Genomic DNA, 22,778 nt, shown 5'->3' with positions numbered 1-22,778 from the left:
TCTCCATCACCCCCCCCCCACCCCCATCACCACATCCTATCTACCACTCTTCCCCACCCCCCCGCTCTCCCTATCGGCCCCGCCCGGGCCTGGTTTCGCCACCCCGGGGCGGGGGGCCCCGCGGCTGTTTCGCGGGCGGAGCCGCGCCGGCCGTGCCCCGCCGTCCGGCGGCGGGCGCCGGTGTGAACGTTTCATCACCGCGCCCCGGGCGCGCGGTGCGGCCATGCGTCGTCCGCGCAGATGACGCGCGACGGCCGGCGGACGGCGCCGGAAACCGCCGGGACCGGGGTGTTGACGAGATCGGGCCCCGTCGTATTTGCTCGCGCAGCCGCCACCACCTCCACCGCGAGGCTCCCCACCCCCATCTCGCCCGGAGATCCGGCGGCGGAATTGTTAGCGCTAACAGCGTCGGCCGGCCCCCGGCGGAGCCTGGTACCCGAAGGAGCTACGGATGCGACTACGCAGAGCCGCACGGCCACCGTCCCGCGCCGCCATCACGAGCGTCCGGTTCCGCCCGGCCCGCCTCGGGCTGCGGCTGCTGGTCGCCGCGCATCTGGCGATCCTCACGGTGGCATCGGCCGGATGGGCGCTCGCCGACACGGCGCACACCACGGGAAGGGCGGACACCACGGACGCAGCGCAGGCGGGAGCGGCCGCCGCCGCGTCCCCGGTGACGACGCCGCCGATGGGGTGGGCGTCCTGGAACACCTTCGCGGCCCAGATCAACTACAACGTGATCAAGGCGCAGACGGACGCCATGGTGTCCTCGGGGATGAAGGACGCCGGCTACCAGTACGTCAACATCGACGAGGGCTGGTGGCAGGGCACCCGGGACGGCTCGGGCAACATCACCGTGGACACCAATGAGTGGCCCGGCGGGATGAAGGCGATCGCCGACTACATCCACAGCAAGGGCCTCAAGGCCGGCATCTACACCGACGCCGGCCGCGACGGGTGCGGCTACTACTACCCCACCGGGCGTCCGGCGGCGCCGGGCAGCGGCAGCGAGGGCCATTACGACCAGGACTTCCTGGCGTTCTCCCAGTGGGGCTTCGACTTCGTCAAGGTCGACTGGTGCGGCGGCAACGCCGAGGGCCTGGACTCCCAGCGCACCTACCAGGCCATCAGCGACGCGATCGGCAGGGCCACCGCGCAGACCGGCCGGCCGATGGTGCTGTCGGTCTGCAACTGGGGCAACCAGAGCCCGTGGAACTGGGCGCCCGCCATGTCCACGATGTGGCGCACCAGCGGCGACATCATCTACTGGGGGCAGAGCGCGTCGATGGACCGCGTGCTGGCCAACTTCGACTCCGCCCAGCACCCGAGCGCCCAGAGCCCCGGCCGCTACAACGACCCCGACATGCTCATCGTCGGCATGCCGAGCTTCACGGCCGCCCAGAACCGCACCCACATGGGGCTGTGGGCGATCTCGGGCGCGCCGCTGCTGGCCGGCAACAACCTCGCCACGATGAGCGCCGAGACCAGGGCCATCCTCACCAACCGTGAAGTGCTGGCCGTCGACCAGGACGCGCTCGGCCGGCAGGGCGTGAAGGTGGCCGAGGACCAGACCGGGCGCCAGGTGTACAGCAAGGTCCTGTCGGGCACCGGACGGCGGGCGGTGCTGCTGCTCAACCGCACCACCTCCGCCGCCTCCATCACCGCCCGCTGGTCCGATCTCGGCCTCACCGGCGCGGCCACCGTGCGCAACCTGTGGACGGCGACCGACGCGGGCACCTTCACCGGTTCCTACACCGTCACCGTCCCCGCGCGTGAGGCGGTCCTGATCACCGTCACCGGCGGCGGGAGCACGCCCTCCCCGACCCCGAGCGCGACGCCGACCGCGACGCCGACGCCGACGCCGACGCCGACCACCGGCGCGGGGGCGATCAAGAGCGTGAGCTCGGGCCGGTGCCTCGACGTTTCGGGCGCGTCCCAGACCAACGGGTCCGCGGCCCAGATCTGGGACTGCAACGGGCAGGCCAACCAGCAGTGGACGCCGACCGCCTCCGGTGAGCTGCGGGTGTACGGCGGCAAGTGCCTGGATGTGTCCAACCGGGCCACGGCCAACCGCTCCCCGGTGGTCATCTGGGACTGCAACGGGCAGAACAACCAGCAGTGGCGGTTCAACTCCGACGGCACCATCACCGCCGTCGGCGCGAACAAGTGCCTGGACGTTCCCGACAACGCGGCCGCCAACGGCACGAAACTCGTGATTTGGGACTGCAACGGCGGCGCCAACCAGCGCTGGACCCGCACCTGAGCCCACCCCGCGTCCCGCCTCGCCCCCGCCCCTACCGACGCGGGGGCGGGCGCGGGCCCCGCGGCGCGAAACCATCGACCGGCCGCCGGCCGTCCTCGCGGCGACGCCGGCCGCTCCATGCTCCGGGCGCCGGAGGCGCCGCGCCCCTCCGGCGGCTGACGGCCGGAAGCGGAGGCTATAGAGTCTGGCCGGAGTCAGCGCGACGCCGGGCCGAAGGAGCGGGAATGCCTATCACGCCGCTGTCCCTGCCGCAGCCGCCCGCGCGCGCGCCGGAGTACGGGCAGGACGCGCTGATCGTCTGCGAGAGCCTGGTGCGCATCTACCAGTCGGGGTCGGTCGAGGTGCAGGCGCTGCAGGGGCTCGACCTGGCCGTGGAGGAGGGCGAGATGATCGCCGTCGTCGGGGCGTCCGGGTCGGGCAAGTCGACGTTGCTGTCCATCCTCGCCGGCATCGACGCCCCCACCGCCGGCCGGGCGCGCGTCGACCGGTGGAACCTGCTGGCGATGTCCCGTGCCGACCGCGTGCGCTACCGGCGGCACACCGTGGGATTCGTCCGGCAGCAGACGGCCGCCAACCTCATCCCCTACCTGACCGCGCGGCAGATGGTCGACCTGCCGATGACCGCGGCCCGCACGCCGGCCAGGGCCCGGCGCGCCCGCGCCGCCGAACTGCTGGAAGCCCTCGGCGTCGCCGGCTGCGCCGACCGGCGTCCCGCGCAGATGTCCGGCGGGCAGCAGATGCGGGTCGCCATCGCGGTGGCCCTCGCCAACCGGCCCCGCGTCCTGCTGGCCGACGAACCGACCGGCGAGCTGGACACCGCCACCTCCGCCGAGGTCTTCGCGACGCTGCGGGACGTCAACCGGCGGCTCGGGGTCACCGTCGTCATCGTGACCCACGATCCCGAGGTCAGCGGCCAGGTCGAGCGCACCGTGGCGATCCGCGACGGGCGCACCAGCAGCGAGGTGCTGCGCCGCACGGCCACCGGCACCGACGGCGGCACGCGGGTGATCGCCGAGGAGTACGCGGTGATGGACCGCGCCGGGCGGGTGCAGGTGCCGCGCGACTACCGCGAGGCGCTGGCGCTGACCAGACGGGTCCGGCTCGCGCTGGAGGCCGACCACGTCGCGATCCACCCCGACCTCGGCGCGGACGCGTGAGCGCCGTTCCCGGCGCCGGGCCGCTGCTGTCGGTGCGCGGCGTCCACCGGCGCTTCGGCACCGGGCCGGCCGCCGTCCACGCCCTGCGCGAGGTGTCGTTCGACCTGGCCGCCGGCACCATGGCCGCCCTCATCGGCCGCTCGGGCAGCGGCAAGACCACCCTGCTCAACGTCATCGGCGGCCTGGACCGCCCGGACGCCGGCACCGTCCTGGTCGACGGCGCCGAGGTCACCGCCCTGGACGAGGACGGCCTGTCGCTGTTACGGCGCGAGAAGGTCGCCTACGTGTTCCAGACGTTCGGCCTGATCCCGGTGCTGTCGGCCGCGGAGAACATCGGCGCCCCGTTGCGGCTGGCCCGCGTCGCCCCGGCGGAGCGCGAGCGCCGCGTCGAACTGTTGCTGGAGCTGGTGGGCCTAGCCGGCCACTCCCAGCAGCGTCCGGACGAGCTGTCCGGCGGCCAGCGGCAACGGGTGGCGATCGCCCGCGCCCTGGCCGCCTCGCCGCGACTGCTGATCGCCGACGAGCCGACCGGGCAACTGGACGCCGAGACCGGCCTGTCGGTGATGGCGCTCCTGCGCGGGGTCGTGGAGTCCGAGGGCGTCACGGCGCTGGTGTCCACCCACGATCCGACGATGATCGCGCTCGCGGACAGAGTGATGCGGATCAACGACGGCCGCCTCGACGAGCGGGAGGCCTCGTGACCGCCATCGCGCGGGCCGTCGCGACGGAGCCCTCCACCGTCGGGGACGCGACGGAGCCCTCCACCGTCGGGGACGCGGCGGGGTCGCCGGCCGTCCGGCTCGGCGCACGCGCGATCGTCGGCCGGACCGGCGCGGTGGTCGTGAGCCGCCCGTGTTGAGGATGCTCCTCCCGCGGGCCCGCGCGCAGTGGCCCCTGCTGGCGGCGCTGCTGGCGGTCGTCATGATCGGCCCCACCGTGCTCGGCACGTGCGCCCTGCTGGTCACCCGCACCGCCGAACAGGCGCTGGAGGTCGCCGCCTCCCGCGCCGCCCCCGACGACGTCCAGGTCACGGCCTACGCCGTCACCGTCCGCGGCCCGGACGCGCGGTCGGTCGCCGACGACACCCGGGGTGTGCTCACCTCGGCGCTCGCCCCGTTCGCCGCGACGACGGCGGCGCGCGCGTCCTCGGTGATGCGCTCGCTCGCGCCGGCGGGCGGCGGGGGGAACGGCGTGCCGGCCGAGGGCTATCTGTCGGGTGTGGAGCGCCTGCCGGCGCAGGCCGAACTGGTCGACGGACGCTGGCCACGGCCCGCGACCGGCGCCGGACGCCCGGCCGCGCCGCTCGAAGCCGTGGTGTTCGAGCCCACCGCGCGGCTGCTCGGCCTCGCCCTGGGCAGCCGCGTCCGCCTCGGCGCCGAGCTGTCCAGCGACTCCGCCCCGCCGGTCGAGGTGAGCGTCGTCGGCGTCGTGCGCCCGCGGCCGGGCGCCGGCTGGGAGCGCGATCCGCTCGCCGCCGCCGGCTACGACCTCGCCTACAAAGACGGCCGCTCCCAGTCGCCGGTCCACGCCTACGGGCCGTTCGTCGTCGACCTGGCCGACCTGCTCGCCGGCGGCTCGACGATCGACCGGCTGGAGATCGCCGCCCACCCCGACCTGTCCGCGCCCACCAGCCGCGACCTCGACACCGTCGCCGGGTCCGTGCTCGGGGCCGACCGCCGGCTGGGGCGCGTCCTCGGTGACCGGGTGCAGATCGAGCGCGTCGCCTCCCGGCTGCCGTTGACCCTGCGGGCAGCGCGGGAGCAGCAGCAGGTCACCGCGGCCACCGTGCTCGCCGTCGCCGTCCTCGCCATCGCCCTGACCGCGGCCGCCCTCGCCCTGGCCGGCCGGCTCACCGCCGGCGTGCGCGCCGGCGAGACCGCCCTGCTGTCCGCCCTCGGCGCCGGCCGCGGCCGGCTCGCCGGCGTCGCGGCCGCCGAGGCCGGCGCGCTGACCGTCCTCGCCGTCGCGCTCGCGGTCCCCGCCTCCTCCGCGCTGCACGCCGGCCTGACCCACCTGCCGCCGATGGCGGGCGCGGGGCTCGCCGCCTCCATGGGCGTGACCGGCGCACAGGTGCTCGCCGTTACCGGCGGTACGCTGGCGCTCGCGGTGATGCTCGTCGTCCCCGCGCTCCGGCCCGCCGCCGCGGCCGGCGAGGGCCGCCACCGGCGGGAGCTGCTGGCCCGCTCCGGCGCCGACCTGGCGCTCGTGGCGTTCGCCGCCGCGGGCTGGTGGCAGCTGCACTCCCAGCCGGCCGGCTCCGATCCCCGCGCCGACGCGGTCCGCGTGCTCGCTCCGGCGCTGCTTCTCACCGCGGGCGCCGCGCTGGCGCTGCGCCTGGCGCTGCCCGCCCTGCGGGTCGCCGACCGGCTGGCGCGGCGGGCCCGCGGGCTGGTGGTCCCGCTGGCCGCCTTCGAGGCCGCCAGGCGGCCGCAGGCGGTGGCCGCGGGCCTGCTGGTGGGCCTGGCCTGCGCGGCCGGCACCTTCGGCACGGCCTTCGAGGCCACCTGGCAGCGCTCGCAGCACGACCAGGCCGACCTGTCCGTCGGCACGGACCTCGCCCTCGCGCTCACCGCCCCGCCGGCCGCCGGGCAGGGCGCCGCCGTCGCCGCGGCCACCGCGGGAGCGGTGAGCCCGGTCGCCGACCGTGGGGTGGCGGTCGGGCAGTGGCTGGGCAACGCCGGGGACGCGTTGCGGCTGGTCGCCGTGGACACCACCCGCGCCGAGGCCCTGCTGCGCGGCCGGCTCGACGACGGCCGGAGCTGGCGGGAGGTGGGCGCCGCCCTCGCGCCGCGGGAGCGGGCCGCCGGCGTCCCCGTCCCGGCCGGCGCGCGGTTCACCCTCACCGGGACGGCGAGCGGCGGAGCCCGGCTGAGCGTGACACCCTGGGTGCTGTTGCAGGACGCCACGGGGCTGCGCACTCCCTGCACCGGCGCTCCCGTCCCGCTCGACGGCCGTGCGCACCCGCTGCCCTCCTGCGCGACGGCCGCAGGGCAGCGGCTGGTCGCGGTGTCCCTTCCGTTCACGCCCGGCCAGGACGGGCCGGGCGGCATCAGCGCCTTCGGCTACGCGGCCGAGCCCCCGCCGGGCGAGAGCCGCGTCGCCGTCACGCTGACGATGCCGGGGGACGCGTCCTCCGCCGGCAAGGCCGCCAGGTCGTCCTGGACCGCCATCTCCGCCCAGCCCATCCCCGGGCAGCTCGGCAACCCGGCCGCCGCCCTCACCGGCACTCCCGAGGGCGCCCGGCTGACGATGACGACGACCGTCACCTTCCGGGGGCCGCCGGAGGCGGCCCGCACTTTGGTGGCCACCGCCTTCCCGGCCCCCGGGCCGGTGCCCGTGGCCGTCTCGGGCCGCTTCGCCGGGGAGGCCGGCGCCCGGCCCGGCTCGCGGCTCAGCCTCACCGTCGGCACCACGGCCGTCCCGATCCGCGTCACCGAGGTGCTGCCCACCGTTCCTTCCGCCCCGGGGGCCGCCGCCATCCTGGCCGACCTGGACGCCCTCTCCCGCGCCCTGGTGGTCGGCGGCGACCTGGTATCCCCGGTGGACGCCTGGTGGGTGGGCCGCCCCTCCCGCGGCGACGCCGCCGCGCGCGCCTCCGCCCTGAACCTCGGCACCGTCACCACCCGCGCCGCCGAGACCGCCCGCCTGGCCGGCGGCCCGCTGCGCGCCGGAGTGCCGGCCGCGCTCCGGCTGCTGGTCCTGGCCTCGGGCCTGCTACTGCTCGTCGGCGTCGTCCTGCACGTGACCTGCGACCTGCAGGTCCGCGCCGTGGAGGTGGCGCGGCTGCGGGGCATCGGCATGGTGCGGCGCGAGATCCGCACCATGCTGCTCGGCCAGCACGTCGGCGTCCTGCTGCCCCTGATCGCGGCGGGCGGGGCCGTCGGCGCGCTCGCCACCCACGCCGTCGCGCCTCTGCTCATCCGCTCCGACACCGGCGCCGCGCCCGTCCCGGACGCCCTGCCGAGCTGGCCGTGGCCCGCCGAGGCGGCCCTGCTCGCTCTGCTGCCGGCTCTGTGCGCGCTCGCGGTGACCGTCGTGGTCACCGTGCAGGCCCGCCGCGCCGACGCCGCCCACCTGCGGGTGGCGTCGTGACCGGCCGTACCGCGCAGCGGCCGCCGGACGCGCCGCCCGCGCGGCGGCGCGCCGCCCGCTGGTGGCCGCCGGGCCTGCACTGGCCCAGCGTCCGCGGCCGTGCCCTCGCCGACGCCGGTCCCCTGCTGCTGGCCGCCGCCGTCGTGGTGGTCGTCACCCTGCTCGCCGGCGCCGTGCCGCCGCTGCTGCGCGCCACCGCCGACGCCGCCGTCCGGGACGCGGTCGGCCGCGACGCCGACGACGACCTGGTGGTGCGGGCCCGCTGGGAGGACGACGGCGGCCCGAACGGCGGCCGGGTCCGCCTTCCCCGGCTCGCCGAGGACGTCGGCGACTTCCGCGACCGGGCCGCCGCGGCGCTGGCTCCTCGCCTGCGCGCCGCGCTGCGCCCGCCCCTGGCGACCGTCACCAGCACGCCACTGAAGATCACCGATGGCAGCGTGCTGCGCACCTTCCAGCTCGCCTACCTCGCCGCTGGCGACGGCGAGGACGGCGGGCCGCGCGTGACCTGGATCGCGGGCCGCCCGCCCGAGCCGTCCACTCCCTGGGGCGACTTCACCGAGGTGGGCTACGACGCGCCGCCGTGGCCGGTGCAGGTCGGTCTGTCGGAGGCCGACGCCGCGGCGCTCAAGGCGCGGCCCGGCACGCGCATCCCGCTCGCGGACGAAAACGGCCGGGTCAAGGACGTGCGGGTCAGCGGCGTCTTCCGCCCGGCCGACGCCGCCGATCCCGCCTGGGCGCGCTTCCCGTGGCTGCTGCGCCCCGTGGCCGGCGCGGACGGCATCGGCACGACCCGGCTCGCCGGCCTGCTGTCCCCCACCTCGCTGCCCGACGCCCGCCTCGCCCTGGACCAAGACCAGTTGCAGCGCGCCGTCCGGTTCGCCCCGGACGCGCGGAAGTTCTCCTGGGACTCCACCGAGCCGATCGCGGCCTCCGTGGTCGCCCTGAAGGCCGCCTCCGGCTCCTCAGGGGCCCGCGACGTCTCGCTGAAATGGGAGACGCGGCTCGACGCCGTGCTGCGGAAGGTCCAGACCCAGGTGAACGCCGCGTTCGCGCAGGCGTCGGTCCTGCTCACCGGCGTCGTGGCCGCCGCAGTCCTGGTCCTGCTGCTCGCCGCCGACCTGCTGGCCCGCCGCCGCGCCCCGGCGCTGGCCGCCGCGCGGCGACGGGGGGCGGCCCTGCCCGTCCTGTGCGCCGAACTGCTGCTGGAGTCCGCGGTCGTGGCGCTGGCGGCCGCCGCGGCCGGGCTCGCCCTGGCACACGCGATCGCCCAGGACGCCTCCTGGGGGTGGGCGGTCCCCGTCGTCCTGGCCGCTGCCGCCGCCGGCCCGGCGTTCGGCACGCTCGCCGCCGCCCGGGCCACCCGCGACCGGCGCGTCCCGGCCAACCGGGCCGCGCGCCTCTGGGTCCGCCGCACCGGCCTGCTGCGCCGCGCCACCTTCGAGGCCGCGGTGGTGACCGCCGCGGCCGCCGCCTTCGTCGCGCTGTACCAGCGCGGAATCGTCCCGGCCGGTGACACGGCCGGTGACGCGGCCGGCGCCGGGTCGGCCTCGGACGGTGGGCTCGCGCTGCCCGCGAGCGCGCCCGCCCTCGGAATCATCGCCGTCACCCTTCTGCTGCTGCGGCTGCTGCCCGCCGGGACGCGCCTCGCGCTGAACCGGGCGCTGCGCTCGCGCCGCCCGCTCGCGGTGTTCGGCGCCGCGCGGGCCGCCGCGGCGTCCGCGCGCCTGCTGCCGCTGCTGGTCCTGGTGACCTCCACGGCCCTGGCGTCGTTCGCGCTCATCCTGGAGGCCACCGCCTCCCAGAGCCTGACCGACGGCGCGTGGCGCACCGTGGGCGCCGACGCCCGCCTCGACGTCTCCTCCTCCGCCGCGGCCTCCACGCCCGCGCTGGTCCGGCGCGTCGCCGCCGCGCAGGGGGTCCGGCAGGCCGTCGCCGGGCGGGTGGACGACACGGCGCGCGTCTCCGCCGACTCCGAGATCGTCCTGCCGCGCCTGGTCGTCGTGGACGCCTCCGCCTTCCAGCGGCTGCTGGCCGCGACCCCGCTGCGGGACGACGCTCCGCGGCTCTCCCCGCTCACGGCGCCGGGTCACGCAGGCGTCCCCGCGCTGGTGCGCTCGGGCGACGGCGGCCTGCGTCCCGGAATGCGGCTGGACCTGCTCAGGGACGCCGCCCCGGCCGTCCGGCTCACCGCGGTCGGCACGGCGCCCCCCGCCGGCGACGCCGACGACGTGGTCATCGTGGACGCCGGGGCGCTCGCCGCCGCGGGGATGCCGTCGGTGCCGAACACGATCTGGGTGAACGGCCCCGGGGCGGCGCGGGCGGTGGCCACCGGCGCCGTCGCCGCCAAGCCCGTGGTGCGCGCGGAGGTGGAGCGCGCGCGCCGCGCGGCGCCGCTGACCTCGGGCCTGCTGTGGTCGGCGTGGGCCTCGGCCGCGACCCTGCTCGCCCTCGGGTTGCTGGCGCTGGCCCTCGGCGCCGCCGCGAGCGCGCCTGATCGGTGGCAGACCCTGACCCGGTTGCGGACGCTCGGTCTGCGGCCGCGGGACGCCCGCTGGGTCGCAGCGGGCGAACTGCTGCCGCCGGTGGTGGTCGCCGCCGTGACAGGCCCGTTGCTCGGGCTGCTGGTGGCGCGTCTCGCGGCCGGCCCGCTGGCGCTGCGGCTGGTCACCGGCCAGGCCACCGACCCGGCCCCGGCGCCGCCCTGGTGGCGGCTCGGCCTGCTGGCCCTCGCGCTGACGGCGGCGGTCACCGCGGTGGTGCCGATCGAGTCGGCGCTGCGACGCCGCCGGCGGCTGGGCGAGGTTCTGCGCGCCGGCGAGGGATAGCCGCCGGCGTCCTCCGCGCGGGCGACGGACGGCCGCGGGCAGGCGTGCGGGGCGCGGCGTCCGGCGGGTTACTTCAGCCAGTCGGTGTAGTGGGTGGGGGCGATGCGGGCGCCGGGCCCGGTGGTGAGGACGTCGCCGTGGACGGCGGCGAACATGCCCGCGGTGTCGTCGGTGGTCACCGACCGCTCGTCGCCCTTGATGCGCAGGGTGAGGCGGCCCAGTTCGTCCAGCGGATAGGTGTCGGGCCCGCCGACGTCCAGGGTGCCGTTCAGCGGGGTTCCGGCGGCCACGTCGGCGACGGCCGCGGCGACCTCGGCCGCGGCGATCGGCTGGATGGGGGTGCGGGGAAGGCGGACGGTCTTCTCGTCGGCGGTCCAGGACAGGACGGCGTCGACGAACTCCATGAACTGGGTGGCGCGGACGATGGAGTACGGCACGGGCCCGGCCTTGAGGAGGTCCTCCTGCAGGACCTTGGCCCGGTAGTAGTCCAGGTCGGGCACCTGGTCGGCGCCGACGATGGACAGGATGACGAAGTGCCCGGCGCCCGCCTTCGCGGCCGCGGCCAGGAGGTTGTCCATCGAGGTCTGGAAGAAGGCGAGGGAGGCCTCGTCGAAGGTCGGGGAGTTGGTCAGGTTGACCACCACGTCGGCGCCCGCCAGCGCCTCGTCCACGCCCTGGCCGGTGAGGATGTCGACCCCGGTGGACAGCGAGTGCGGCACCGCCTGGTGCCCGGCCGCGTTCAGGTCCTGGACGACCTGCGAGCCGATCAGCCCGGTTCCGCCGATGACTGCGAACTTCATGATATTTACTACCTTCCTAGATGGTGATCCGCTGATCCGGGGCGTGGGCGCTCAGTCGCGTCCCTCCAGCGCCTCGACGGCGCCGAGCAGCCCTCGCAGGCCGATCTCCTCACGCTCGGCCTCGGCCGGGTCGAACAGCCAGTCGGTGACCGGCAGGTCCAGGGCCTCCTCGGAGTGGCTCTCCTCGACCAGCGTCACCTCCTCCTCGATCTCGATCCGCAGCTCGTACAGGGATCGGTTCTCGCCGCTCGAAGTGCTCATCTCGGCTCCATGCGTGGGTTGCCGTCCGGTCGGCAGCTAAGACCGGCCGGCCCCGGGCCCTGTGACAGCCTCACCGGTATTTCTTCCTCCGGCCCCGCCGCGGGTGACGGTGACGGCGACCAGCAGGACGCAGGTGCCGGCGATCGCCGCGATCACGGCGGCCACGCCGATCAGGGACGTCGCGAGCGGCAGCGCCAGGATGACGATGACGCAGCCCGCGACCGCGACGGGGTTCACGACGGGTCGCGCCATGACCAGCGCGTGCACCGCCCACAGCAGCGCCAGGCACACCCCGACCGGGACGGCGACGGCGTAGCCGGAGGTCAGCGGCGAGACGGCCGCCTCGTGGCCGGTGCGCTCCACCGCCACCTCCAGCCCGGCGCCGAGGGCGGCAAGGGCCGCGAAGATGCCGTAGTGGCCGTAGCCCCACAGGTAGGACCGGTGACGGCGGTCGCTGAGCCCTTCTCCCGCCTGGACGAGGAAGTACAGCCACCAGAGCGCGAACAGCAGCACCAGGCCGGAGAAGGCGATGACCACGAAAGGAGTGCCGATCTCCCCCGCCTCGAGCGCCCCTCCGACTCCCCGGCTGGCGGCCAGGACGCTCTCGCCGAGCAGGATGATGGTGAACAGGCCGTAGCGCTCGGCGATGTGGTGCGGGTGCCAGGTGGTGGCGCCGCTCCGCTCGGCCCATCGCGGCACGGCCAGCTCCACCAGGGCCAGGGCGGCGAAGAACGGCAGGCCGAACGACGAGGGCAGGACGCCGGTGTCCATGAGGAGGTAGCGCAGTATCCACCCCACCTGCGCCAGGCCGATGCCCGCGGCGTAGCGCAGCCCGGTGCGGCGGCGCGCCGGGTCCTCCAGGCCGGCCCGCAGCCACTGGCCGACGAGCGCCGTGCGCATGATGAGGTACCCCAGCGTGACGACGCCGTAGTCGGCGTGGTCGGCCGCCGCCGGCACACCGGCGGCCAGCACCAGCACGCCGGCCATCTGCACCATGGTCAGCAGCCGGTAGGCGACGTCGTCGGTGTCGTAGGACGAGGCGAACCAGGTGAAGTTCATCCACGCCCACCAGATCGCGAAGAACACCTGGAGGAACGGGATCACTCCCGCCAGGGCATGGCCGTCCGCGACGCCGTGCGCGAACTGGGCGGTGAGGGCGGCGACCGCGACCACGAAGGTGAGGTCGAACAGCAGCTCGAGCTGGCTGGACACGCGGTGCGGCTCGTCGATCGGACGAGCGCTCATCCGGATCCGGATCCGCATGGTGGTGCCGGTCGGTGGCAAGGTCTGGCTCCCGTCGCTCCGTACGTCCCTGGCGCCTGAGACCGGACGGCCCGCCGATCTGTGACACCGTGCCGTCGCGAGCGCCGTTCCCCAGCATTGTCACAGGTCGCGGCGGTGTCCTGTCCTAGCTGGCGACCGCACCACGGCGAAGGCCCATTCGCCGCGACGCCTCAGACGAACGGAGCCCCACGTGACCGTCCCGCCCACCGGCCGCCTTCAGGACCGCGTCGCGATCGTGACCGGAGCGGGGTCCGGGATCGGCCGCGCCACCGCGGTCGCCCTCGCCCGCGCCGGCGCGCACGTACTCGGCGTCGGACGCCGGGCCGAGGCCCTGCGCCGGACCGCCGGCGAGCACCCCGGCATCGTCCCGCTGCCCGCCGACATCACCGCCGACGGCACGCCGAACGCGGTCGTCGAGGCGGCCATCGGACGATGGGGCCGCCTGGACGTCCTGGTCAACAACGCCGGAGCCACCGAGGTCATGCCGCTGGCCGACACCGACGCCCGGCGCGTGGCCGCACTGCTGGCCCTCAACGTCACCGCGCCCAGCCTGCTCGCCCACGCCGCCCTGCCGCACCTGCGGGCCGGACGCGGCACGATCATCAACCTCTCCAGCACCTACGGCCACCGCCCCCTGCCCGGCGCCGCCCACTACGCCGCCACCAAGGCCGCCGTGGAACAGCTGACCCGCAGTTGGGCGCTGGAACTGGCCGCCGACGGCGTCCGCGTCAACGCGCTGGCCCCCGGGCCCACCGAGAGCGAGGCGCTGGCCGCCGCCGGGCTGCCCGACGCCGTCGTCGAACAGATCAAGCGCGACGAGACCGCCCGCATCCCGCTCGGCCGCCGGGGCACGCCCGAAGAGGTGGCCGCCTGGATCGTCCACCTCGCCGACCCGGCCGCCGCCTGGGTCACCGGCCAGGTCCTGGCCGTGGACGGCGGCCTGAACCTGGCCTGACCGGCCGGGACGGTGACGCGGGGCGTCGTCGGGGCGGTGCGCCCGGGCTCAGGACTGGGTGCGGCTCCACTGCTGGTTGGCGCCGCCGCCGCAGGTGTACTGCTGGATGTCGGCGTTGTCGGCGGTGGAGGAGCTCACCACGTCCAGGCACTTGCCGCTGTGCCGCGCCCTGAGCTGGAAGTAGCCGCCGCCGGCGTCGACCCACTGCCACTGCTGGTTGGTCCCACCGCCGCAGGTGTACTGGATGATGTTCGCCCCGTCGGCCGTGGAGGCGTTGGCGACGTCCAGGCACTTGCCGCTGCCCACCCCGACCAGCCGGTAGTAGCCGCTGCCGGCGTCCTGGAACTGCCAGCGCTGGTTGCCGCCGCCGTTCCAGGTGTACTGCCGCACCTCGGCGTTGTTCGCCGTCGACGCGTTCGCCACGTCCATCACCTTGCCGCTGTGCCGGGCGGTGAGCCGGTAGGAGGTGACGGCACCGCTGCCGGAGATCTCGCCGGTGGCGACGTCGACGGTGATCTGCGGGTAGTAGGTCAGGCTCATGCTGGTGTCGGACGGGAACGTGATCGGCAGCCAGACGTACTGGGAGTCGTTCACCGGCCCGCCCCAGGCGCCGGCCCAGCGGTCGCCCATGTAGAGGTACCCGGTGGTCGAGGAGCCCTGGATGGGCAGGACGTAGGCCGGTTGGGAGCTGTAGGTCGTGCCGTCGCCGACGTTGGTCCAGCCGGTCCACGGCCCGGAGATGCTCGGCGCGGTCGCGTAGCGCGCCTGGTTCGGGCTCCAGCCGGTCGCCGCCGAGCTCAGCATGAAGTAGACGTTCCCCCGCTTGAACAGGGCCGGGGCCTCGCGCTTGGCGTCGTTCCAGAAGTTGCCCACGACCGAGCTCACGTTCAGGTAGTCCGAGGTGAGCCGGTAGATCATCAGGTCGTTGTTCTCGTCCGCCGCCGAGATCATGTAGGCGGTGCCGTTGTCGTTGTAGAGCGTGATGTCGCGCGACATGTACTGCCCGAGCGGGCGGAAGCTGCCGTGGTAGGTGTAGTCGCCGTCGACGGTCGCGGAGGAGGCGACGGCGGCGCGCGCCTCGTTGTAGTTGGAGCCGTTCTCCTTGTGCATCCACATGACGTATCTGCCGGTGGAGGCGTTGTAGATGACCTTCGGCCGCTCGATGTTGGAGACGTTGAGCTCGGACGCCGACGACCGGGTGAGCACGTCGCGGCGGAACTCCCAGTGGCTGAGGTCGGTGGACCGGTAGGCCGAGACCGCGCGGAAGGTGCCGTCGGGATTGCGGTTCTCGCCGAACCAGTAGTAGTAGTCGCCCACCTTCAGCACCCCGCCCCCATGGGCGTGCAGCACGTTCCCACTGGTGTCGCGGAACTGGGTGCCGTTGGTGACGGTCACCGCGGCCGCGCCGGCCGGCGCGGCGGGGCCGACGAGGGCGGCGGCGAGCAGGACGACGGCCGCGACCACCCGCCACAGGCCCGGGCCGCGAACAGCGAGCCTGGGGGGGAAGCTCATGTTCATGCTGATCGGCATCTCTCTGTCCGGGGGCGGAACGGTTCGACTGCCGAGAGTGTTAACGCTCTCATCCAAGGCTGTCAACGTCCGGCCCCGCGGCGTGACCTGCCCACGACGGTCATGAGCAGGGCATGAGCGAGATGCCGCCGCCGCCGCGGAAGGAAAGATTCATGACGGCCTGCCCCCCCGCCGTCGCGCCACGGGCCTCAGGGGGGCGAGATCAGGACGAGCGTGTCGGTGGTGGAGACGAACGGGGTCCGCCGCACCTGTCCGTCCGGCGCGACGAAGGTGAAGCGATGACGGAAGTCGCGCACCTTCGGGTCGCGCAGGGCGATGTGGGCCTGGGTCGTCGTGGTGTGCGTTCCGGGCAGCTCGACGCGCAGCTCACGGTGGTAGCCGGCGGCCGCGTCGTCGTAGGTCAGCTCGACGAAGACCGTGCGCACGCCCGCGCCGCCGTCCCAGGAGGGGACCAGGAGCAGGTCCAGGCGCCCGGGGAAAGGATCGACCACGGCGACCCGCGTCTCGGTGGCGGTGCGCGGCTCCACGGCGATGACCGATCCGTCGACCAGGGTGTGGGTGAAGGAGTAGGTGTAGGCGCCGGCCAGGCGCGTGTCGGAGCGCACCCGCCAGTGCTGCGTCGCGCCGTCGGGCCGCACGACGAGGGTCTTCTCCTGCGTCCACCCGTTCGGGTCGCGGTAGGCGAGGTGCACGTCGGTGAAGGCGATCGCCCCCGGGTCGAGGTCGGCGGGTTCGACCGTGATGTCCAGGAAGCCGAGCCGCAGCGAGGGGTCCAGGTCGAGGGTGCGGTCCTCGGTCTCGCCGGCGAACCGGTAGGCGGTCTCCCGCGCCGCCCACCCGGCCTCCCCCCGGAAGTTGTACTCGATGACGTAGCGGTAGGCCGTGTCCAGCGCGGGGTTGACGTAGACGCCGAAGCCGCGGCCGGCGGAGTCGTTCGCGTCGAAGACGAAGGTCGCGCGCTTGGGCCCGCCGGGGTCGGTCGGCCGCCCGTACTCCAGGGCCACGCTGATGCTGCGCAGACCCAGGGCGGTGAAGTCGACGCCGCACTGCATCGTGACCGTGAACTCGCGGAAGAAGGGGTCGTCCAGATCCACCTCGACGAAGTGGCCAGGACCCGCGAGCGTCCCGGCGAGCAGGCCGAAGAAGCCCTGCGGAGCGTGGATCCGCTGGACGGCCTCGGCCCGGTCGAGCGTCAGCGTGACCCGCTTGAGCTCCTCCTGGCGCACGTAACGCAGCTTGAACGACACCAGCGCGGGGTCGGCGCCGCCCGCGGCCGCCTGAGCGCCGGCCGGCGAGGTGCCCGCGAGTGGTGCGACGGCCGGTGCCCTGCCCGGTACGGACGCCGTGGCGCCGGTCCCCAGCGGAGGAGGAGGAGGCGGGGGCGGCGGCGGTTGCACGGCGCCCGGCCCGCCCGCGGGTGGCGCACCGACGGGCGGGGGCGGAGGGGGCGGTCCTCCCGAGGCGGTGGGCGAGGACCCGGCAGGCGGCGCTCCGGCGGCGCCCGCGGGAGCGGCGCCCATGCCCGCCGGTCCGGCACCCGGAACACCGCCCGCCGGAGCGGCCGCCGCGCCGGGCGGAACACCGCCACTCGTGCCCGTTCCCGCCGGGCTCCCCGGGACGCCGGCGGTCCCGGACATCGGATGCGTGGCGGCCGGCGTCCCGGACGAGGACGACGGGGCCGTCCCGGTGGTGGAGACGGGCGGGCCGGACGGGCTGAGCGAGGGCTCGAACCACTCGGCGAGCAGCTTGTCGCGGAAGAAATCCAGAGCCCACTGCTCCTGCTGCGCGCGTTCGCCGCCGGGCACGAAGTCGGCCACCTCGATCGTGATGACCCCGTCCTGCACGAGCTTCTGGAAGGCGGCCTCGATGCCGGCCCGCACCCAGTACACCTGGACGTTCAGCCCGAGCGACAGCTCCTGGTAGACCCGCGACAGCTCGGCGCTGATCCTGACGTGCAGCGCCGGGCGCAGCGCCGTGAAGCGCAGCTTGTAGATGACCCCGACCGGCGCGCCTCCCTGATCGAACACCTGGCGCATGACGGTGGCCCCGGCGGTGGACAGGGTGAGGCTGAAGATCGCCTTGTTGTCGCCGAACAGCGAGGGCACGGCCGCGCCGAGGATCTCCTCCACGGCCGCGAACGCGCCGGTGTCCCGCGTGCCCGCGGGTCCCTGTACGTTGAGCGCCACGCACTGCACCTCGCCGTCGTCGAACGGCACCGGGCTGAGCACCGGTTCGGGGGCGAAGCGCCGCAACTCGCCGAGGATCCGGCGCCGGACGTCCTCGTCCAGGCGCAGGTCCACCTCGAACATCAGGAAGCCGCCGCCCTTGGCCCCGCCCGCCACGGCGGCCGGCTTGTAGACGACGAGCGTGAACGCCGGCTCGTCGTCGCCGGGCCGCTCGGACAGGCGCACCGGGGCAGGAAGGTACCAGAACAGACTCGGGTCGGCGTGGTCCCGGAAGACCGTGACGCCGTCGATGACGAGGGAGCTCGCGCCCAGCTGCAGCATGCGGCCTCCAGAAGATCAGTCGAAGGTGAGCGCGAGGACGGTGGACCGCGAGCCGCTCCAGTCCACGGTGCGGACGCGCCCGTTGGTGTAGCGGACGAGCGCCTGGTAGCGGTAGGCGGGGTCGGCCGCGTCGAAGTGCAGCTCCTGGGGAGGACCGCCTGGGGTGAAGGTCAGCTCGCCCAGCGGGGTGTCCGCGCCGGGCGGTGCGAACGTCACGGCCACATCGCGCACTTTCGCGCCAAGGGCGGCCCGGACCAGGACCACCTGGTGGGGCGTCATGCCGGGGTCGACGAGCAGGGTGGGCTCGGTCGTGGCGGAGGGCCCGACCCGCACGACGCCTCCGTCCGCGCGCAGCACGATGGCCCGCCACTCGATCCTGCGCAGGTAGGGGTCGCGCAGGTCGACGCCGAAGGTCCCGGTGGGCGACATGCCGGACAGTTGCAGGGTCCGTTCCTCGCGCACGCCGTTCGCGGCGTCCTCGTAGGTCATCTCAACCAGGACCTGGGTCACCTCGGCCCAGGCCACCTGGGCGATGACGAGCAGGGCCCGCTTGGCCGCGAACGGGTCGCGCACCCGCACCTCGGCGACGGTCGTGGTGGTCCAGGCGGTCTCGTGGTCCTGGCTCTCCTTCGCCACGTACCGCAGGCGGTGGTCGAACGCGGGTGAGGCGCCGGCGGGGACGTACAGCGGGTAGTCCCACGCCGGGACGCCGCTGGTGAGCCTGATCGTGGCGGTCTGCTCCACCCCGTGCTCGGGGGCGCGGTGGCGCAGCGACACCTCCACGGCCGACCAGCGGTCCCAGGGCACCTCCTCGGCCCTGATCTGGACGGTCACGATCGCGAACAGCGCGTCGGTGAAGACCTCCCAGACCTCGCCCTCCACCACCTTCGGCGGCAGGGACAGTTGGGAGGGCCTGCGCAGGTTCTCGACCTGGCCGAGGTGCACGGTGGCGGTGGCCCGCACGGGCATGACCATGCGGTCGCCGTCGACGACCGAGGGCCAGTCGACGTCGGCGTCGGCCTTCCCCGCGTCCAGGACGACGTTCTTGACGCGGTCCCCGTACCGCAGTTCGGCGTCGACCGACACCACGTGGCCGCGCGGGAAGTCGACCCGGGACAGGACGCGCACCTTGCGGCGCTGGAACCACGGATGCTCGGTGTCGACGTCCATGACGAACTCGCCGATCGGCCTGCCGGACGCGCGGATCGCCTCGCCGATCCCGGCGAGGTGCGCCTGCGGGTTGATCGTGCGGCGGACGGCGGTGCGCTCGCTCATGGTCACCGTGAGCCGTTTGGCGTCGAGGCGGGAGTAGTGGGTCTTGTTGTAGGTGAACGAGGGGAACAGCCCGCCTCCGGTGACCGCGCCATGGTGCATCGAGTCCAGGAACGCCGTCACGTCGTTCACGTCGCGCGGCGGCCGGGAGGGGTCGATCGACGGGGTGAAGAAGGCGTCGGTGATCATGTCGCGGACCTCGGCCAGGGCCTGGTCACGGCGGGTGATGACGCCCTTGGCGTCGGCGCCCTCGGGAACGAACAGGTCCGACTCCAGCGTGATGGCGCGGCTCTCGACCAGCGAGTCGACGCACTCCAGGATCTGGGTCGAGTAGAAGATCTGGTCGCCGGTGAACTCGGTGTCCAGCCGGTCCTGCACCCGGTTCCAGTCGATGTTCAGCCGGACGGCGTAGGCGGGCCGCAGGGCGAGGTAGTCCAGGGAGTAGACCACCCCGACGGGCATCAGCTCGCCGTCCAGCATCCGCTTGACCATGACGGCGCCCTCTGAGTCGAGCAGCACCGAGAAGACCGCCCGGTCGTCCCCGTAGAGGCTGGGCTTGGCCGGGTGGACGGCGTTCACGACGAACCGGGCGGGCGCGCCGGCCGGCACGGCGAGGTCCTGGCCGATCATCATCAGCCGGACGGTGCCGTCCTCCAGGGGGACCGGCCCCAGCCGTGGCGTGCCGGGCAGCCGCATCGTGCGCTGGATCTCGTCGGCGACCGCCCGCAGCAGCGCGTCGTCCACCCGCAGGTCGACGTCGAAGTTGAGCAGCCCGCCGGTCCGCTCGCCGCCGGAGCGGAACCACAGCAGGGAGAACGCGGGGATCTCCCGCCCGTCGTCGCCAGGGCGGACCGAGACGCGGGGCTGGAGCGGCAGGTAGTACCACTGGAGCGGGTCGGCGTGGTCGCCGAAGACCGAGACGCCCTTGACGATGAGGTAGGGCGGGTTCAGGTACAGCATGCGGGCGGCACCTCAGGCGGGAGGGAGGGCGGGCAGCACGAGCTGCGCGTTGTCCGACGACCGCTCAGGGACGGCCCGTTCGGTCTGGTCCTTCATGTAGTAGGTGGCCGACCAGCGGTACCGGCGCTCGGACGGGGCGGTCAGTTCGACGCGCCAGGGCTCCGGCCTGTCCCCCGGGCGCAGCAGGACGTCGTGGAACTGGTCGTCGCCGTACCGCAGCTCGACCGTGACCAGCGCCACCTGGGTGAAGTCCACCCGGTCCGGGACGATCCTCACCTCCATCAAGGCGCCGAAGCTCTCGCCGACGACGAAGCTGCCCCCCGCAAGGACCGTGGGCGGGATCCGCTCGACGGAGCCGTCGTAGCGGCGGATGTACCCGCTGTAGGTGATCTCGCCGGCCTTGAGGTCGATGACCGGCACCTCCCAGTCGAAGCTGGTGTCGCCCTTGCGGAGCTCGACGGTCTCGGCGACCGAGTAGTCGTTGCCCGCGTCGGCGTAGGAAAGGTCCACCGAGATGGTCTCGATCTCGGCGGTCAGGTCACCGGTGGCGCTGATGTGGACCTTCCTGAGCTCGTGGAAGGGGGTGTTCACGTAGATGCGCCGGACCGTCTCCAGCCAGGTGGTCGTGAGCGTCCGGCCCTCCGCGTCGTGGTACTCGATGCGGTACCTGACCGGCCCGCGGCGCGGCTCGTAGATGGGCTCGCGCAGCGAGTACTTCTTGTTGTCGGCGGTGATGGCGTACTGCTCCTCGATCTCCGGGCCGGTGGACGGCGTGTAGCGGACGGTCACCAGGGCGAGCGGGAACTTGGCCGGCTCGATGGCGCCCGCCTCGATGTCCACCATCAGCAGGCCGGTGTCGTCCACGTTGAGGGTGATCTCACCGCCCTTGCCGGGCAGGTTCGGCGGCGACTCGTACGCCCGTGCCGCGCCCTTGAAGTTGACCCGGTACTGGTAGGTGAACTCGTCGGGGCCGCCGTCCTTGAAGCAGGTGAAGGTCTGGACGTCGTCCTCCTTGGCGAAGTGCATGTCGCCGCTGTGCCTGCCCTGGTAGTCGATGTGCAGGTCCACGCTGTGGATGGACAGCGCCTCGAAGTCGGCGTTGACCCGCGCCTTGACCTCCAGCCTGCGGAAGAAGGGGTGGTCGAGGTCGATCTCCTTGAAGTACTCGTTCAGGGCGCCGGGCCCGACGATGGAGACGATGTTGGGCAGGGTGCCCTGCGGGTTGGCGGGCCAGAGCGCGGCGGCGTTCTCCGTGATCGTGTAGGAGAAGCTGTCGATCTTGATCTTGTGGTACTCGCGGCGGATGGTCTCGTAGTCCTCGAGGACCGTCTGGTCGCCCTCGTAGCGGCCGAGCTGCTCCAGCATCTTCTTGGCGGTGGTGTCCTCCAGCGTGCGGATGAGGCTCTGGCGGATCTGCTCCTTGGCGCGCTCGTCGGCCCCGCCGCCCGAGGTGATCGTCACATTGAGGATCTCCTTGCTCCAGATGCTCTCCCTGATCTTGTTGAGGAACTCGTCGCTTCCGCAGCCCGCGTCGTCCTTGGCCTCCTGCACGAAGTCGTAGTACTTGGCGGAGTCGAAGCCGGCGGTGCCGGTCAGCGGAGGCAGGCGCGCCCACGCGCTCATCTCGTAGGAGACCTGGACGACCCCGCCGAGCCCCTTCATCGCCGCCTCGAACAGCACGGCGCCGTCCTCGGTGAGCTCGACGGTGAACGGCGTGATGTTCTTGCCGAACAACGACGGGCCGGCCGGGTTGGACACCGACGTCACGAACCCGCCGGCGGAGCCGGCGAGGTTGAGCTTGGCCGTGCCCTTGGCCCACTGGACGGCGCCGAGGCGCACCAGTTCCGGCCGGCCCCTGGCCGCGGTCACCTGCCGCCTGAGCTCCTCCAGGACCGCCTCGCGCTTGGCGTCGGTGAGGCTGAACTCCACGTCGAAGGTCGCGAAGCCTCCGCCGAAGGTCCCGTCGGGGCGCTTCCTCGGAGAGCGGTAGCGCTGGAACAGGAACACGAGCCTGCCGTCGTCGTCGACCCGGAACCTCGGCTGGTCCGGGATGGCGTAGAACACGTGCGGGTCGGTGTCGTCGCTGTGCACCTCCACGCCGGCGATGGTCTGCACCAGGTCCGTCCGCATCATGTCGGGCCTCCGTGGGTCGGGTCAGAGGGACTCAGGGTGGGTCGGGGCGGCCGGGGAAGCCGGTGCCGGCTCTCAGAGGACGAGGTCGGGTGCCGCCGATCGCAGGAAGGACGGCGCGGCGAGCGTGGAGGGCGTCACGTTCAGCCCGGTCACCAGCAGTTCGCCGGACAGGCCGGGGGCGCGGCTGACGACGTACCAGGAGGTGGTCCAGCCGTCGTCGCCCAGTTCGATCGTGCGGCGCTCGGAGGTGCCCTCGCCGCTCGGCTGGTAGTGGACCTCCGCCTCGACCCGCGTCGCGCCCCGGTCCCGGAGCGCGGTGGCGTCGACGCTGACCTCGGCCAGTCCGAGGTCAGCGGCGGTGAGGGTGCAGCCGGAGGCGCCTGCCCGCACCGCGCACCTGTAGGCGGGGCCTCCGGTGAGGTAGGAGGTCACCGCCGTCAGCTCCCCGTCGCAGACGATCTCGGCGGGCCGATCGAAGGGGGGCGGCAGCACGGCCACGGCGTCGCCGCAGCGCGCCTCGATCTGGGCGACGGGAGCCCGCGAGGCGTCGAAGCCGACGCCGACCGGCTTGGTCCCGGGCAGGGCGGCCTGGCGCTCCTCGGGTTTCTCGTACTCGTAGACGTGCCCCTCGGGGGCGCCGCGGATCCAGGCGCCGACGTCGGCCGTGCGGGCGAGGGGGTCGGCGGACGGCTGCCGCACGGTCGCGGAGACCCGCAGGACGCCGCCGGGCGCGGGCCCCGCG

15 protein-coding genes are annotated in these 22,778 nt (G+C 74.2%); 7 read left to right on the top strand and 8 right to left on the bottom strand.

The annotated features are described in order from the left end of the window. Positions 1–451 precede the first annotated feature (451 nt). The 6 genes from ABZU32_RS39245 (at position 452) to ABZU32_RS39220 (ending at position 10,334) form a co-directional block, all read left to right on the top strand. Positions 452–2,260 carry a lectin gene (locus ABZU32_RS39245; RefSeq protein ID WP_354931453.1) on the top strand — a complete coding sequence of 603 codons (1,809 nt, stop codon included), beginning with the start codon at positions 452–454 and terminating at the stop codon, positions 2,258–2,260. A 224-nt stretch (positions 2,261–2,484) separates the two neighbouring features. After that, positions 2,485–3,417 (top strand): ABC transporter ATP-binding protein, encoded by a 933-nt coding sequence (locus ABZU32_RS39240; protein ID WP_354851825.1) that lies wholly within the window; start codon positions 2,485–2,487, stop codon positions 3,415–3,417. Next, a complete protein-coding gene (locus tag ABZU32_RS39235) occupies positions 3,414–4,118 on the top strand; it encodes an ABC transporter ATP-binding protein (RefSeq protein WP_354931450.1) in 705 nt (234 codons plus the stop codon). Before ABZU32_RS39240 ends, ABZU32_RS39235 begins: the two co-directional genes overlap by 4 nt. Continuing rightward, entirely contained in the window at positions 4,115–4,276 is a 162-nt protein-coding gene (locus ABZU32_RS39230) for a hypothetical protein (RefSeq protein ID WP_354931447.1), read from the top strand. The genes ABZU32_RS39235 and ABZU32_RS39230 overlap by 4 nt, the downstream gene beginning before the upstream one ends. A 2-nt stretch (positions 4,277–4,278) precedes the next feature. Beyond that, the gene (locus ABZU32_RS39225) at positions 4,279–7,509 is read left to right on the top strand and encodes a permease (protein WP_354931456.1); all 3,231 of its coding nucleotides are present in this window, start codon (positions 4,279–4,281) and stop codon (positions 7,507–7,509) included. Continuing rightward, positions 7,506–10,334, top strand: coding sequence for an FtsX-like permease family protein (locus ABZU32_RS39220; RefSeq protein WP_354931444.1), 2,829 nt, complete (start codon positions 7,506–7,508; stop codon positions 10,332–10,334). Before ABZU32_RS39225 ends, ABZU32_RS39220 begins: the two co-directional genes overlap by 4 nt. A gap of 68 nt (positions 10,335–10,402) precedes the next feature. Here ABZU32_RS39220 and ABZU32_RS39215 read toward each other — a convergent pair whose 3' ends face one another. The 3 genes from ABZU32_RS39215 to ABZU32_RS39205 are packed head-to-tail and all read right to left on the bottom strand — an operon-like array spanning position 10,403 to position 12,640. Continuing rightward, entirely contained in the window at positions 10,403–11,134 is a 732-nt protein-coding gene (locus ABZU32_RS39215; RefSeq protein WP_354931441.1) for an SDR family oxidoreductase, read from the bottom strand. A gap of 51 nt (positions 11,135–11,185) precedes the next feature. After that, positions 11,186–11,395 (bottom strand): hypothetical protein, encoded by a 210-nt coding sequence (locus ABZU32_RS39210; RefSeq protein WP_354851836.1) that lies wholly within the window; start codon positions 11,393–11,395, stop codon positions 11,186–11,188. 36 nt (positions 11,396–11,431) lie between these two features. Next, entirely contained in the window at positions 11,432–12,640 is a 1,209-nt protein-coding gene (locus ABZU32_RS39205) for a low temperature requirement protein A (protein WP_354931438.1), read from the bottom strand. A 229-nt stretch (positions 12,641–12,869) separates the two neighbouring features. Here ABZU32_RS39205 and ABZU32_RS39200 point away from each other — a divergent pair, with 229 nt between their 5' ends. After that, on the top strand, positions 12,870–13,634 hold the full coding sequence (locus tag ABZU32_RS39200) for an SDR family oxidoreductase (protein WP_354931435.1): 765 nt from the start codon (positions 12,870–12,872) through the stop codon (positions 13,632–13,634). 48 nt (positions 13,635–13,682) lie between these two features. Here ABZU32_RS39200 and ABZU32_RS39195 read toward each other — a convergent pair whose 3' ends face one another. The 5 genes from ABZU32_RS39195 to ABZU32_RS39175 all read right to left on the bottom strand — a co-directional run. Then, positions 13,683–15,164 (bottom strand): RICIN domain-containing protein, encoded by a 1,482-nt coding sequence (locus ABZU32_RS39195; protein ID WP_354931432.1) that lies wholly within the window; start codon positions 15,162–15,164, stop codon positions 13,683–13,685. Between the two features lie 188 nt (positions 15,165–15,352). Next, on the bottom strand, positions 15,353–17,671 hold the full coding sequence (locus tag ABZU32_RS39190) for a hypothetical protein (RefSeq protein WP_354931429.1): 2,319 nt from the start codon (positions 17,669–17,671) through the stop codon (positions 15,353–15,355). A 15-nt stretch (positions 17,672–17,686) separates the two neighbouring features. After that, the gene (locus tag ABZU32_RS39185; protein WP_354931426.1) at positions 17,687–19,903 is read right to left on the bottom strand and encodes a hypothetical protein; all 2,217 of its coding nucleotides are present in this window, start codon (positions 19,901–19,903) and stop codon (positions 17,687–17,689) included. Positions 19,904–19,915: 12 nt separating this feature from the next. After that, complete coding sequence (locus tag ABZU32_RS39180; RefSeq protein ID WP_354931423.1) at positions 19,916–22,036, bottom strand: hypothetical protein; 2,121 nt, start codon at positions 22,034–22,036, stop codon at positions 19,916–19,918. Positions 22,037–22,108: 72 nt separating this feature from the next. Then, the coding region (locus ABZU32_RS39175) for a hypothetical protein (protein WP_354931420.1) at positions 22,109–22,778 on the bottom strand (670 nt) is incomplete at its 5' end.

It is taken from the genome of Sphaerisporangium sp. NPDC005288, assembly GCF_040607475.1.
GTDB classification, from domain to species: Bacteria; Actinomycetota; Actinomycetes; order Streptosporangiales; family Streptosporangiaceae; genus Sphaerisporangium; species Sphaerisporangium rhizosphaerae.
The sequence above is the reverse complement of the archived record's forward strand: the minus strand, read 5'-3'. Positions and strand labels throughout refer to the sequence as shown.